At 34.1% G+C, this 15,136-nt stretch carries 14 protein-coding genes and 2 tRNA genes; 4 read left to right on the top strand and 12 right to left on the bottom strand.

What is annotated here, in order from left to right:
• Positions 1 to 46 precede the first annotated feature (46 nt).
• The 12 genes from AXE80_RS01010 to proS form a co-directional block, all read right to left on the bottom strand.
• Positions 47 to 1,072 (bottom strand): mannose-1-phosphate guanylyltransferase, encoded by a 1,026-nt coding sequence (locus AXE80_RS01010; RefSeq protein ID WP_068824062.1) that lies wholly within the window; start codon positions 1,070 to 1,072, stop codon positions 47 to 49.
• Positions 1,073 to 1,077: 5 nt separating this feature from the next.
• Complete coding sequence (locus AXE80_RS01005) at positions 1,078 to 2,106, bottom strand: NAD-dependent epimerase (protein ID WP_068824061.1); 1,029 nt, start codon at positions 2,104 to 2,106, stop codon at positions 1,078 to 1,080.
• A 230-nt stretch (positions 2,107 to 2,336) separates the two neighbouring features.
• Positions 2,337 to 3,569, bottom strand: coding sequence for a bifunctional folylpolyglutamate synthase/dihydrofolate synthase (locus AXE80_RS01000; protein WP_068824060.1), 1,233 nt, complete (start codon positions 3,567 to 3,569; stop codon positions 2,337 to 2,339).
• A gap of 70 nt (positions 3,570 to 3,639) precedes the next feature.
• On the bottom strand, positions 3,640 to 4,467 hold the full coding sequence (locus AXE80_RS00995) for an energy transducer TonB (RefSeq protein WP_068824059.1): 828 nt from the start codon (positions 4,465 to 4,467) through the stop codon (positions 3,640 to 3,642).
• Positions 4,468 to 4,471: 4 nt separating this feature from the next.
• Positions 4,472 to 4,864, bottom strand: a complete 393-nt coding sequence (locus tag AXE80_RS00990; RefSeq protein ID WP_068824058.1) for an ExbD/TolR family protein — start codon at positions 4,862 to 4,864, stop codon at positions 4,472 to 4,474.
• 188 nt (positions 4,865 to 5,052) lie between these two features.
• Entirely contained in the window at positions 5,053 to 5,736 is a 684-nt protein-coding gene (locus AXE80_RS00985) for a MotA/TolQ/ExbB proton channel family protein (protein WP_068824057.1), read from the bottom strand.
• Positions 5,737 to 5,849: 113 nt separating this feature from the next.
• Positions 5,850 to 7,313, bottom strand: a complete 1,464-nt coding sequence (nhaB, locus tag AXE80_RS00980; RefSeq protein ID WP_068824056.1) for a sodium/proton antiporter NhaB — start codon at positions 7,311 to 7,313, stop codon at positions 5,850 to 5,852.
• 140 nt (positions 7,314 to 7,453) lie between these two features.
• A complete protein-coding gene (locus AXE80_RS00975) occupies positions 7,454 to 8,503 on the bottom strand; it encodes an anhydro-N-acetylmuramic acid kinase (RefSeq protein ID WP_237340619.1) in 1,050 nt (349 codons plus the stop codon).
• Between the two features lie 463 nt (positions 8,504 to 8,966).
• Positions 8,967 to 9,038: transfer RNA gene (locus AXE80_RS00970), tRNA-Glu, on the bottom strand.
• 12 nt (positions 9,039 to 9,050) lie between these two features.
• The gene (gene rpsT, locus AXE80_RS00965; RefSeq protein WP_068824054.1) at positions 9,051 to 9,302 is read right to left on the bottom strand and encodes a 30S ribosomal protein S20; all 252 of its coding nucleotides are present in this window, start codon (positions 9,300 to 9,302) and stop codon (positions 9,051 to 9,053) included.
• A gap of 33 nt (positions 9,303 to 9,335) precedes the next feature.
• Positions 9,336 to 9,407, bottom strand: a tRNA-Glu gene (locus AXE80_RS00960).
• A gap of 107 nt (positions 9,408 to 9,514) precedes the next feature.
• Positions 9,515 to 10,993, bottom strand: a complete 1,479-nt coding sequence (gene proS, locus AXE80_RS00955; RefSeq protein ID WP_068824053.1) for a proline--tRNA ligase — start codon at positions 10,991 to 10,993, stop codon at positions 9,515 to 9,517.
• 112 nt (positions 10,994 to 11,105) lie between these two features.
• Here proS and AXE80_RS14315 point away from each other — a divergent pair, with 112 nt between their 5' ends.
• The 4 genes from AXE80_RS14315 (at position 11,106) to ubiE (ending at position 15,136) form a co-directional block, all read left to right on the top strand.
• Positions 11,106 to 12,008 carry a hypothetical protein gene (locus tag AXE80_RS14315; RefSeq protein WP_157359314.1) on the top strand — a complete coding sequence of 301 codons (903 nt, stop codon included), beginning with the start codon at positions 11,106 to 11,108 and terminating at the stop codon, positions 12,006 to 12,008.
• A gap of 12 nt (positions 12,009 to 12,020) precedes the next feature.
• Positions 12,021 to 13,409 carry an OmpP1/FadL family transporter gene (locus AXE80_RS00945; RefSeq protein ID WP_068824051.1) on the top strand — a complete coding sequence of 463 codons (1,389 nt, stop codon included), beginning with the start codon at positions 12,021 to 12,023 and terminating at the stop codon, positions 13,407 to 13,409.
• A 93-nt stretch (positions 13,410 to 13,502) separates the two neighbouring features.
• A complete protein-coding gene (locus tag AXE80_RS00940; RefSeq protein ID WP_068824050.1) occupies positions 13,503 to 14,396 on the top strand; it encodes a NifU family protein in 894 nt (297 codons plus the stop codon).
• Positions 14,397 to 14,404: 8 nt separating this feature from the next.
• Positions 14,405 to 15,136, top strand: a complete 732-nt coding sequence (gene ubiE / locus AXE80_RS00935; RefSeq protein WP_068824049.1) for a bifunctional demethylmenaquinone methyltransferase/2-methoxy-6-polyprenyl-1,4-benzoquinol methylase UbiE — start codon at positions 14,405 to 14,407, stop codon at positions 15,134 to 15,136.

Below are 15,136 nucleotides of genomic sequence, written 5' to 3'. Positions count from 1 at the left end.
AAATATAGAACTTTATTTCATTTGTCAAACACTTATTTCTAAAAAATTACAATAAATTTTCATCTCTACTTCCAGCAAACTCACGTATCTGCTTTACCTCTTCACTTTTGTCTTTGGTAATCAACAATATACAATCTTCTGCTTCTATCAATACAATATGATCAATTCCTCTAGTTGCATATACAGGTTTTGAACACATTGCATAAGAATTTACAATATTTTCTCCTTTTACCATCTCAAACAACTCATCATTCTGAAAATCTTTCGCGTAAGAAATCAAAGAATCAAAAGAACCTAAATCAGACCATATAAAGTGAGACTTTACCATTTTGATAATTCTAGACTTTTCTAAAACAGCAAAATCAATACTGTCCTCAGGAATCTTCTCCATATCTTCCTTTTTTACAAAGCCATCTGTACTGTTTTTATAAGCAAGTACTGAAGCTTCGTAAATCTCTGGTTGGTATTTTTTTATCTCTTCTAAAAAAACAGACGCCTTAAAACAAAACATTCCGCTATTCCAACAGAAATTACCTGAACGGATATACTTTATTGCTAAATCTTGATTTGGTTTTTCTCTAAATGATTTTACATCTTCCTCATCATACTCAATATAACCATAACCTGTTTCTGGTTTTAAAGGCTGTATTCCAAAAGTTACAATACTTCCTTCTTTGGCCAATCTAATCGCATTTTTAACAGCCAACTTATACTCCTTTTCATCTCCAATCATATGATCAGAGGGAGTAATAAACATAATATCCTCAGGGTTTAAACTCAATGCCGCCAAAGTAATAGCCGGAGCTGTATTTCTTCCTACAGACTCAATAATCTTTTTATCAATATTGATTCCTAACTCCTTTGATTGATCAATCGCCATTGTTAATTGACTTTCATTAGTCACTAACATATAGTCATTTACCAATTTTTTATTTCTCAAGATTGTATATTGAAATAAGGATTTTTTTTCAAAAATTTGAATGAATTGTTTAGGGCTATTTTTTCTAGAAATAGGCCATAATCTTGAACCTACTCCACCACTTAAAACAACATTGATAATATTATTCCCCATAGCTATTATTTTAAATTATTATATTTTTTATACCAATCAATAAATTTCTTCACTCCTTCTTCAACAGAAGTGTTCGGACTATATCCATAATCTTTGATTAGAGCAGAAACATCAGCCCAAGTTTTTGCGACATCACCAGGTTGCATATCCATCATGATTTTCTCTGCTTCCTTCCCTAAGTTCTTTTCAATATTCTCTATATATTCCGTTAATTTTACAGAATTATTATTTCCAATATTGTATACTTTATATAACTCTCCTTTTTCTTTTCTGGTATCTACTTCTCCTTCTATAATCCTCATCACCCCTTCTACAATATCCCCAACATAGGTAAAATCACGTTCCATTTTTCCATGATTAAACACCTTAATCGGCTGATTGTTTCTAATTCCTTCAGCAAATAAATATGCTGCCATATCTGGTCTACCCCATGGTCCATAAACAGTAAAGAAACGCAAACCTGTTGTAGCAAACCCAAATAAATGAGAATACGTGTGAGCCATTAACTCATTACTTTTTTTAGAAGCCGCATATAAACTAATTGGAGTATCGACAGTATCATCTGTAGAAAATGGAATTTTAGAGTTCAATCCATAAACACTAGAGCTACTTGCATAAACTAAATGTTTTACTCCTGTATTTCTACAAGCCTCTAATAAATTTACATAGCCCACAATATTACTCTCTACGTAAGCATGTGGATTTTCTATACTATAACGAACCCCTGCCTGAGCAGCTAAATTACATACTACTTCAAATTTTTCCTTTTCAAAAAGTTGATTTATTGACTCTGTATCTTCTAAGTTCATTCTTATGAACTTGAAATTATTCGTCTTTCCTGAAGTTACTTCTTTTAAAAACTCCGAAGCAGATTCTCTTTGAATCCCTAATTCGTTTAAACGAGCGTATTTTAAATTAACATCGTAGTAATCATTGATATTATCTATTCCTACTACTTGATGTCCCTTGCTCAACAACAAACTTGACAGATGATATCCTATAAACCCTGCTGCTCCAGTAATTAAAATTCTCATAGAAAGTCTTTAGTTTTATAAACGACAAATATATAATAATGTTTTTTAGCTTAACTGATTCTACTCTAGGTTTTGGGAAAATTGTTAGCGGTCTTCGATTATCGGGATTCGATGAACGATTGGCGATGGGCGATGTTCGGATTACGATATTCGATGTTCGGGATTCGGTTGGCGATGGGCGATGTTCGGTTGGCGGGTTTCGATGAGCGATATTCGGGTGGTTCTAAATATTATTTTATAATCAAACTCAAATAATCTGCTACTACAAAGGTACTCCCTCCAACATATATCAAATCTTGTGGTTTTGCATTTGTCAACGCTGTATTCACCGCTTGTTCTACGGTTGTAAAAGTATCTCCTGCTAATCCAAATTCTTCTGCTATGTCTTTTAACTTTTCTTCTGACAAACCTCTTGCTATTGAAGGTTTTGTAAAATAAAACTGTGCTTGTTTTGGTAGTAAAGGTAACACACTACCTAAATCCTTATCATCTACCACTCCAAAAACAATGTGTAATTTCTCAAAATCCTCTGCCAGTAACTGAGACAATACCAAAGCAATTCCTTCTTTATTATGTCCTGTATCACAAACCAGTTTTGGCAACTCTTGTACTACCTGATACCTCCCCAACAAACCTGTATTCTGAATCACTTTAGACAATCCATTTTCTATAGCTTGCTCAGTTAACTCAACTCCTAAGCCCTGTAAAACCTCCAAGGCTCTAACAACTGTTTTTAAATTATACTTTTGATACTCTCCCTTTAACTCACAATCATATAATACCTCTCCTAAATCAAAGGCTTTATATAATGGTGCATTGTTTTTATTCGCAATTCCTTCAAAAACTTCAAAAGTCTCCTCATGATACTCTCCAATCACTACAGGAATATTGCGTTTGATAATCCCTCCTTTTTCAGAGGCTATTAAAGGTAAAGTATCTCCTAAAAACTGAGTGTGATCTAAACCAATGTTTGTAATCACTGACACCAAAGGAGTCACCACATTGGTAGAATCTAACCTTCCTCCCAATCCTGTTTCTAAGACTACATAATCCACTTTTGAATCTTTAAAATATTCAAAAGACAATCCTACTGTCATTTCAAAAAAGGACAAAGCATTTTGCTCAAAAAAACTTTTATGTTTTGCTACAAAATCAACAATATACCCCTCTGAAATTTCTTGTCCGTTGATTTTAATTCGCTCCCTAAAATCAATTAAATGCGGAGAAGTATACAAACCCACTTGATAGCCTTGCTCTTGTAAAACAGAAGCCAGCATATGACTTGTAGACCCTTTTCCGTTAGTACCTGCTACATGAATAGCTTTAATTTGCTGTTCTGGATTACCTAAATAATCCATCAACAAAAGTGTATTTGACAAATCTTTTTTATAAGCCTTAGCACCATCTTTTTGGTACATTGGCAACTGGTTAAACAACCAATCTAAAGTTTCTTGATAATTCATATATAGTACTGAGTATTGAGCACTGAGTATTATTATTTTTTGTAACTCTATTACCTACTTCGGAAGTTACTTATTTTGGCTTAAAGTAATAATATATATAACCTACTTGTTTACTTGGAGCATTGCCATCTGCATTCCAAGTGGTTGCCAAAGCTGCTTTTTTTGCTGGTTCAAACAAACATGGACTGCTATTAGTGGTTCCTTTTTCTCCAGGGACTGCACTGATTACTTTTCCGTCATTGTTAACCGTTACTTTAACCACAACGATTCCCTCTTCATTACAATTGGGGGTTATTTTCGGTTTAGACATAGCTTCTCTCCCACCTAATAAATAATCCCCATCTCCATCTAAACCTTTATTTCCATAATATTTATCACTATTTGGATCTCCCGAAGTACTTCCTTTTACCCCTTGAGCAGTATCATCTCCCTCTCCTTCTACCACTTCTCCTTTTGATGGGTTTCCAAACAAACTATTCAATACATTCTGAGTTTCTTTGGTAGGCGTTGGTGCTTTTTTTTCTACAGGTTTTTCTACTTTTTTCTCCTCTACCTTTTTTTCAACTGTTTTTACAGGCTGCTCAGTTTTTTTTTCTTTTGGCTTGATTACTGGCGCTTCCGCATTTTCTTGAGTGATGACTTTTTCTTCTGTAACGTTATTTTCAACACTTTTGGTAACAGGCTCTGCCTGACTTGGAGTAGGGTTAGACTGAATGCTTTCATTCAACTTTGGCGCTCCTGAACCTACATCTGAAGTACCAAAATTAATAGCCACTCCATATTCCTCTGGAGGATCTAAATATCTCAACCCACAAAAGAACATGATAAACACCACCAATACCATTAAGATAGCGGTTAAAATGGCTGATTGTTTTTGATATGTGGTTTTAAACATCATCTATTTATTGACCTTTTACTGCTAAAATCATTTTGATTTTATTTCTGTTTGCAATATCAATGACTTGCATAATGTTTTTATAAGCAGATTCGTGATCACCTCTAATGACTAAAGAACCTTCTTTTGTTGATGACATTTTTGTCAATAACGAATTTTCTAATTGATTGAATTCTACTTTATCCGCATCAATATAGTAATCACCATCTTTTGTGATTGAAACAGATACAATTCCTTTATTTTCTGTTTTCCCACCTGCTTTTGGCAATAATACATCAATAGCATTTACCGTTACTAAAGTGGAGGCTAACATAAAGAAAATTAACAACAAGAAAACAATGTCCGTCATTGACGACATGTTAAAATCTGCGCTTACTTTATTTCTACTTCTGATGTTCATTATTCAGTTTTATTTTATGGTTCTTGCATCTCGACTCTACTTCGACAAGCTCTGTACAGGCTGCTCGATGACCAATCTCGACTCTACTTCGATGTTCGGGTTTCGGTTAGCGATGTTCGGGGTTCGATATTCGTTGTTCGGTTATCGGATATCGGATATCGGATATCGGATATCGGGATTTGGGAAATTTATACTGGTTCGTTTAATAAATCTAAAAACTCTACAGAAGTAGCTTCCATTTTATATACTACTTTATCTGTTTTAGCTACTATATGGTTATAGGCTATATAAGAAATAATCCCAACTATTAATCCTCCTACCGTTGTTGTCATTGCCGTGTACAAACCATCAGACAACATTTTAATATCTATTTGCCCACCTGCATTGGCTATTTCGTGAATAGAAACAATCATTCCAATTACTGTTCCTAAAAAACCAATCATTGGTGCTGCACCAGAAATGGTTGCCAAAACACTTACGTTTTTCTCTAACTTATAAATCTCTAACTTTCCAGCATTTTCAATCGCTGTATTGATATCCTCCAAAGGCTTTCCAATTCTAGACACTCCTTTTTCAATCAAATTTGCTACTGGTAAATCCACCTTAGCACATAACATTTTAGCCGCATCAATATTCCCCGCGCTAATTTGCTCTTTTATCTGATTCATAAAGTTTTTATCCACTTTATTGGCTGCTTTGATGGCTAAAAATCTTTCTATATATATGTACACAGCCATTACTAATAGGATAAATAAAATCCCCATAATAATTTGTCCTCCTAAACCACCATCCATGATTAACTGGAAGATTGATAAGGTTTTTTCTTGACTAGCCTCTACTACTGGCAACACTTCTTCTTGATTCTGAATCATAATTATAAATACTTAATTTATGTAACGAAAATACAATTTATTATTGCATCTCCATAAACAAAAAAAGGAACCTTATTGCTAAGATTCCTTTTTGATATATTTTGTAAGTTTTATTATAAAATAATTCTCACCATTAAGTATCCTACTCCACCTAAAACAATTGTATAAGGCAAAGCCATTTTCACCATTGTTCCATAAGATAGGTTGATTAACGGAGCCAATGCAGATGTTAATAAGAATAAAAATGCTGCCTGTCCGTTTGGTGTTGCCACACTTGGTAAATTTGTTCCAGTGTTAATTGCAATCGCTAAATGTTCAAAATGTTCTCTATCAATTGCGCCTGATTTAAACGCTTCTTGAACCTCACCAATGTACACCGTTGCTACGAATACATTATCACTAATCGCTGATAAAACACCATTTGCTACATAAAACAAACCTGGTTGTGATTCTGGACTTTGATCTAATGCCCAATGGATAATTGGCGAAAACAAATGTTGATCATGAATCATTGCTACTACTACAAAGAAAACTACTAACAAACCTGTAAAAGGTAATGCCTCTTCAAAAGCATGTCCCAGTTGGTGCTCTTCGGTAATTCCCATGAAAGCTGTTTGAAAGATAATTAAAGCCAAACCAATAAATCCTACTGGAGCCAAATGCAATGCCAAACCTGCTATTAATAAGATTGCTGCAAGACCTTGAATTTTTAATCCATACTTTTCTTTTGCACTTCTTTTTTGATCTTGTTCATTGGTATATCCTTGGATAATTTGATCTGCTATTTTAGGTAATTTTGCTCCAAAACCAAAAAGACCTGTTACCTCTAAAAATATGGTTGTTAATAAACCACAAACCAAAACAGGCATTGTAATAGGCGACATTCTTACAAAGAACTCAATGAAATCCCATCCCATTCTTTCACCAATCAATAAGTTTTGAGGCTCTCCTACCAAAGTACAAACCCCACCTAAAGCTGTACCTACAACTCCATGCATGATTAAACTTCTTAAGAAACTTCTAAACTGCTCTAATGTTTCACCACTTAACTCTTTAGTATCTAAAACACCATCAGCATTATAATCTCCTCCATTTGAGTGAATTTTGTGATAAATACCATAAAAACCAACTGCTACACTAATCAACACCGCAGTTACAGTTAAAGCATCTAAGAAAGCAGATAAGATTGCTGATAAGAATACAAACAATAAAGACAGTACTATTTTTGATTTTATCTTGGTAAAAATCTTACTAAAGATATACATCAATAATGGTTTCATAAAGTAGATTCCCGCTACCATAAAAACCAACAAAAGCAATACTTCTAAATTTTGATCTACTTCGTGATAAGCTTTTTCTGGCGATGTTAAGCCCAAAATGATAATTTCAATAGCCAACAAACCACCTGATTGAAGTGGATAACATTTTAAAGCCATTGCTAACGTAAAGATAAACTCTCCAATAAATAACCACGCACCAACGTGAGGAGCAAATATTGAGATTGGAATATTTATCAATAAGAAAAATATCATGATAAGTTTGAACCACTTAGGACTAGACCCTAGAAAATATTTCATTTTATTTTATATTTTAAAAATTTGATTGCTAAAATAACATTTTAAGACTCTTTAAAACAATAGCCTATGTTATTTTTAATGAATCAAACAAAATCGATTAAAATTGTTAAGAATACTACCCATCTCATTAACAATCATCATTAAAAAACAACCGTTCCCGAAGCATGGTCTTTGCTAGCCCCCGTAACACTTGACAAACAATTTACCTGACCTTTTAACTTTAGCAAACCTAAAAGTCCAAACACCAAAGCTTCTTTATAATCAACAATTTCTTTTGAAGGAATAATTAATGTTAAATTTGGATTAAGTTCCTTCATACGACGAATTAAAAAAGCATGGTAAGCTCCACCTCCAGTAACTAGCACAGTTCCTTTTGCTAACTTAACTGTTAACTGATAAGCTATATGCTCTACAAAAGTTCTCATGATATCTATTTGAGGGATACTATATTTATTCAACAATGGATAAACCTCCTGCTTTAAAAACTCCACCCCTAAAGATTTTGGAGCTGTAGACAGATAAAACGTTAATTGATTTAACTCAACCAACAATTCCTTGTTTAAGATTCCTTTTTTAGACAACTCTCCGTTTTGGTCATAATCAAAACCCAATTGATTCGCATAAAAATTCAATACAGTATTCACAGGACAAATATCAAAAGCTTTTCTCTGTCCATCTTCTTGATAAGACACATTTGAAAACCCTCCCAGGTTTAGACAATAATCATATTCCGAAAACAACAATTGATCTCCTATAGGAACTAGCGGCGCTCCTTGTCCTCCCAATAAAACATCTTGCTCTCTAAAATCATGAACCGTTTTTATTTTGGTCTTCTTAAATATTTCTTCTCCAGATCCAATTTGCAAAGTATAACCCAATTCAGGTTGATGATGTACAGTATGGCCATGAGAAGCAATCAAATCTATTTGTTTGATGTTATGTTGTTGAATAAAAGTCAACAACAGCTCCCCATAATACTTTCCTAACTCAACATCTAAAACCTCTAACTCTTTAGCTCCTTTTGGATAATCAGCTATGTTTTTAAGTTTTAGAAACCAATCTTGTGGATAAGGAATAGTTTGTGCTTTTAAGATGGTAAAATTATTCACCTCCTTAAACTCAGCATACACCAAATCTACCCCATCTAGAGAAGTTCCAGACATTAATCCTATTACAAAAGTATTTTTCACTGTCTATATTTTGATATAGAGCAATATTAAGGAATAATTTGCGATGTTCGGATCTCGGTTATCGATTAGCGATGTTCGGTTATCGGCATTCGGGTTTCGGGTTTCGATGTAAGAAAGGAATATTTTTGACAACAACATCTTAATGTTTTCGTGAAATATTGATATCATCTTAAGATAGTGCATCTCGACTTCGCTCGATGACCGATCTGATATATACTTCGACAAGCTCAGTACAGGCTTCTCAATGACTAGTGTTCGATTGGTGATGTTCGGTTATCGGTATTCGATTTGCGATTTGCGATGTTCGGTTATCGTTTTTCGGGTTTCGATATTCGGGTTTCGATGTGAGAAAGGAGTATTTTCTGATCGCGAGATACTAATACTTTGAGAGAACCTTAACTTCTCTTTTTTCTAAATATCAAAAACGGCAAAAAAGCCTTACTGATATTCAGTAAGGCTTTAGTAGTCCGTAGGGGAATCGAACCCCTGTTACATGGATGAAAACCATGCGTCCTAACCCCTAGACGAACGGACCATTATATTGTTCTTATAAAGAAGCTACGTGCTTAGTCAATTTAGACTGTAAGTTAGCTGCTTTATTCTTGTGAATAATATTGTTTTTAGCTAACTTTTGTAACATTCCAACAACTTTAGACAATTGCCCTTCAGCCTCAGTCTTATCCGTCATGTTACGTAAAGCTCTAACAGCGTTTCTAGTTGTCTTGTGCTGGTATTTGTTTCTTACCTGCTTAGCGCTGTTACTTCTTATTCTCTTTAATGCTGACTTATGATTTGCCATCTTACTTATGTGTTATCTTATTCAAAAAAATTGTAGTCCGTAGGGGAATCGAACCCCTGTTACATGGATGAAAACCATGCGTCCTAACCCCTAGACGAACGGACCATTGCTTAAAGTCTAAAAGCTATTGCCTTTTTGCTTTAGCGGTTGCAAATATACACACGTTTTGTAATATCACAAAGTTTTTTTAAAAAATTTTTAAACTTTTTTTACTAGTAGGCTTTTGCAAACAAAACTCTCTTCTTAGAAGGATTTCCTGTAAAGACGCAAACTCCTTCTTCTTCCTTGAAATCCAAAGGAATACAACGAATGGTCGCTTTTGTGATTTCTTTGATCTTGTCTTCTGTCTCTTCTGTACCATCCCAATGGGCAGCAACAAATCCTCCTTTATTTTCTATTACTTCTTTAAACTCCTCAAAATTGTCTACAGACGTAATGTGCTCATCTCTATACTGCAATGCACGATTCCATAAGTTCTCTTGAATATCTTGTAATAGTTGCTCAATGCGTTCAACCGCTTCTGATTGCTGAACACTTTGCTTTTCTAAAGTATCTCTTCTTGCAATCTCTAAAGTACCATTTTCCAAATCTCTAGCCCCCATTGCAATTCTCACAGGCACTCCTTTTAATTCGTACTCTGCAAACTTCCAACCTGGCTTGTGCGTATCTCTATTATCAAACTTTACAGAAATTCCTTTTGACTTTAATTGTCCTGCAATTTCCTCAACCTTTTCAGTAATGGCTTGTAATTGCTCCTCTGTTTTATAGATAGGCACAATGGCAACTTGTATTGGCGCTAATTTTGGAGGTAATACCAACCCTAAATCATCGGAATGCGTCATGATTAGTCCTCCCATCAAACGAGTAGAAACTCCCCATGAAGTTGACCATACATGTTCTTGTTTTCCTTCTTTAGAAGTATACTTTACATCAAAGGCCTTAGCAAAATTTTGCCCTAAAAAGTGCGAGGTTCCAGCTTGTAATGCTTTTCCATCTTGCATTAATGCTTCAATAGTATAAGTATCATCTGCACCAGCAAATCTCTCACTTTCTGATTTCACCCCTTTAATTACTGGCATCGCCATAAAGTTCTGAGCAAAATCAGCATACACTTGTTGCATTAATTCAGACTCTTCAATAGCCTCTTGTCTGGTTGCATGAGCAGTATGTCCTTCTTGCCATAAAAACTCAGCTGTTCTTAAAAACAACCTCGTTCTCATTTCCCAACGCACTACATTTGCCCATTGATTGATTTTGATAGGTAAATCTCTATAAGATTGCACCCATCCTTTATAAGTATTCCAAATAATTGCCTCACTTGTTGGACGAACCACTAACTCCTCTTCTAACTTAGCGTTAGGATCTACAATTAGTTTTCCTTCATTATCCGGATCTGCTTTTAAACGATAGTGCGTTACTACAGCACATTCCTTTGCAAAACCTTCTGCATTTTTCTCTTCCGCTTCAAATAAACTTTTAGGGACAAACAATGGAAAGTAAGCATTTTCGTGACCTGTTTCTTTAAACATTCGATCTAATTCTTTCTGCATCATTTCCCAGATGGCATAACCATAAGGTTTGATGACCATACACCCCCTAACTGCTGAGTTTTCAGCCAAGTCAGCCTTAACAACCAACTCGTTATACCATTTTGAGTAATCCGTACTCCTACTTGTTAATTTCGACCCCATATGTATTTTTTTGGCACAAAAATTGTAATTTATAGTAATATAAAGGCACTAAGACCTATAAGGAGCAAAACTACTATTTTTTGCATTGTTCAACAATAAAAACACAAGTATTATGAATACCTCTAAAGTTCTACATGTTGGTTGGATAAAATATCTTTTATTAGGTTGTATTGCTATTTTCTATACCTCTTGTAGTAGCAATCAATACTACACCTATTACGATGGTATTTACGAAGAACCTGTACATGTACCCAACACTGTTTTTTCGGAAGAAATGAACAAAGTTAACGGACTCAATAGCATTGAAATTGAAGACCCTAACAATTCTCCGTACATCACACAGCAAAACAACATCAACCCCAATGCTAACTATGATATATATAGAGAACCTTCATCAGCAAACAACAATATAGATTCAAATCCAAATGTGAATATTTATATTGACAATAATATTGACCCTTATTGGAATAATGGTTGGAACGACCCATACTGGGGTATGAACAACAGATGGAATAATTACGGATGGAACTCCTACCGATGGAACAATTTTTATTGGGGCTCTAATTTTTACGATCCATTTTTTAACTGGGGGTGGAACTATCCTCATTACGGATTTATAACTCCGTATAATAATTGGTATGGATACGGTTATGGTTTTGGAAATCCACATTGGAATTGGTGGAGACCTATTTATTCTACAGGTAGCAAAAGAAATCAAACTTATAGAAGCAACAGTAATTCATACAGAACAAACAGTTCTACGAATAGCCGATACTACAAGAATAGTAACAGCAATAGTAGCAACAGCAAATACTATAACAACAATAATACAAACACCAATAAATCGTACCGAAGAACTAGTACTCAGAGCAACTACCAAAGTCAAAGTAGAAGAACCAGTACTCCACAAACTAGCACTCCTAGTTACAACCGAAGCTCTAGCTCACCAAGCAGTAGCGGAAGTAGCTCTAGCGGATCATACAGAAGCAATAGCAACAGCTACAGGAGGCGTTAAAAAATATATCTTATGAAAAAATACATATACATTTGCCTGCTTTGTTTTTTTGGTTATCAAACACAGGCACAGACCTATAATTACACTGACTTAGGAATATTATTTTCTCAAGATCAAAACACAGGAACCGCTAGATTTACCGGACTTAACGGAGCTACGGGTGCTGTTGGAGGAGATTTAAGCAGTATCAACATCAACCCTGCTGGAATTGCAGTATATCACAACAATGAAGTGAATTTAACACTAGGATCATATAATTTTAGGAATACAACTGATTATTTTAATTCTACTATGAATAATCAATCCACAACCTTTAATACAGATCAAGTAGGAGCGGTTTTTGTTTTTAAAGATGCAATAACAACAGATGATTGGTCTAAAATTAGCTTTGCTGTGAACTATCAAAAAACAGCCAATTTTCATACAAGAGATGCTTTTTTTGGAAATAGTGGTTTTGCTAGTTTTAACAAACATCCAGAAGATCCGGACAGCAATAATGAATACAACAATGCGGTTAGTCAAGATTTTTATAACTATATAGAAGGAAAAGCCTCTAAAATTAATTTGGCTTTGGCAGGACAATACGGACATAATTTTTACGCCGGATTTAGTTTAAATATCCATCATATAGATTATTCTCAATCCACCACCTTAAACGAATTAAGTACTGATGACAACAACAATACTTTAGATGTTTTAGCAACTGAAAACTTGAATGAGAATGCCGATGGTTTCTCTATTAACCTTGGATTTATCTACAAACCTATTCAATCTGTACGTTTAGGATTGGCTTATGAATCTCCAACATGGTATAACTTTTCTGAAGACTACAACTCTAAAGAACTTATTGCAAGTATTCCTTCTGAAAATATTGATGCCGCAGATCCATCTATCCGTAATTCATATTTAGAATATCAATTAAGAACTCCTGGTAAACTAACGGCCAGTGGAGCTTTGGTTATTGGAAAAAATGGATTTATCAATGCAGATTATACCTACAAAACATATAAATCTTTAAACCTAGACGGAAATGGTGATTTTAGAAGTGACAATCAATACTTTACCGATGTTTTACAAAACACTCACAATGTAAATATTGGGGGAGAATTCCGTTTACAAAATTTAAGTTTAAGAGGAGGTTTTGGATATCAACAAAGCCCTTATAAATCAAACTTAGACCCTAGAGATACTGATATTTTAAAACTAGGAGATTTGTACAGTGGTTCTTTAGGAGCTGGAATTCGTTTTGGAGCTTCACGACTAGACATTGCTTACAGAAAAACTATGCAAAATAATGAGTATGATTTTAATGATATCAATCAACAGTTTCAATACATACAAGCAGCAGGGGTTCAAAATAAAAACTCTAGAATTGTAGCCACCTATACTTATTCTTTTTAAACAAAAAAATCCGCTAAAGTGATGATATCCTCCTAAGAAATTAAGGGTCAATTAAATTTAAATAAACTACTTTTGTACAAATTTTTTTGAGTTATGAATACACATCGCATTAGCATAGAAGGAACTAACAATCCATCTATTGTAAAATTTGTTAGTACTGAACAAGTTACAAAAGGAGGAAGCTATCAATTTAACAATATAGATGAGGCAAAGGAATCACCTATTTCTCAACAATTATTCAAACTTCCATTTGTTAGCAAAGTATTTATTAGTGCTAATTTTATCGCTATAGAAAAATATGATATTGTTGAATGGAGTGATATTCAAAATGATATAAGAGAGTTGATTGAAATTTACCTAAACGATGGTAATACCGTTGTTACTGATAAAGCAGAAACAAGAAAAGTTGCTATAGAGGTTTATGCCGAAAGTACTCCTAACCCTATGGTAATGAAGTTTGGTTGCAACAAAATGTTGACACCTGATGATCATGAATACAAATCTGCAGAAGAAACCCAAAACTCACCATTAGCTCAAGTTTTATTTGAATTCCCTTTTGTTAAAGAAGTTTATATTTCTGAAAACTACGTATCTATTACCAAAAACGAATTGATTGAGTGGGGAGAAATCAACAGCCAATTAAGAAGTTTTTTAAAGGACTATATCCAATCTGGAAAAACCATTATTGACAGCAGTATTGAAAAGCCAAAAGTAGAAATCCCTACTACTCCAATTCAGGATTTAGAAGGAGTTCCTTTAGAGATTGCTAATATTTTAGAAGAATATGTTAAACCTGCCGTTGCTAATGATGGAGGAAACATTGTTTTTCAATCTTATGATGAAGCAACACAAGATGTGTATGTTATTCTTCAAGGAGCTTGTAGTGGATGTCCATCTTCTACCATTACTTTAAAAAATGGTATTGAAACCATGCTTAAACAAATGCTACCAAACAAAGTAAACAATGTGATTGCTGTTAACGGATAACCTTTACTATGTCAAAAATCATCAAACCTTACAAGGATTCAGACGCTACTAAAAAGACTCAAGTCGCTGATATGTTTAACAATATTTCTGGAAATTATGATGGCTTAAACAGGATCATGACTTTTGGAATTGATATCAAGTGGCGTAAAAAAGTTGTTGCGCTTGTAAAAGAATCTAGCCCTAAGAACATTTTAGACATTGCTACAGGTACCGGAGATTTGGCTATTATGCACAGTCAACAAATGCCTCATGCTAAAATTACAGGATTAGACATTTCTTCTGGAATGCTAGAAGTTGGAAAAGAAAAAATTAAAGCATTAGGATTAACCTCTAACATTGATATGGTTTTAGGAGATTCTGAGAACATTCCTTATGAAGACAATTTCTTTGATGCTATTACTGTTTCTTATGGGGTTCGTAATTTTGAGGATTTAAATAAAGGATTACAAGAAATAAATAGGGTTTTAAAACCTGGAGGAACTTTTGTGGTGTTAGAAACTTCTGTTCCAACAAAATTCCCTTTTAAACAAGGATATCAATTTCACAGCAAGGTACTTTTACCCTTGATTGGTGGTTTGTTTTCTAAAGACAAAACAGCATATTCTTATTTATCTGAATCTGCTAATTCTTTTCCTTACGGAGAAAAATTTAATAACATCTTAAAAGAAAACAACTTTAAAAACGTTATAGATATTCCAGTTACTTTTGGAGTATCTACAATTTATAAAGCCACAAAATAG

The sequence above is a fragment of the Wenyingzhuangia fucanilytica genome (assembly GCF_001697185.1).
GTDB classification, from domain to species: Bacteria; Bacteroidota; Bacteroidia; order Flavobacteriales; family Flavobacteriaceae; genus Wenyingzhuangia; species Wenyingzhuangia fucanilytica.
The sequence above is the reverse complement of the archived record's forward strand: the minus strand, read 5'-3'. Positions and strand labels throughout refer to the sequence as shown.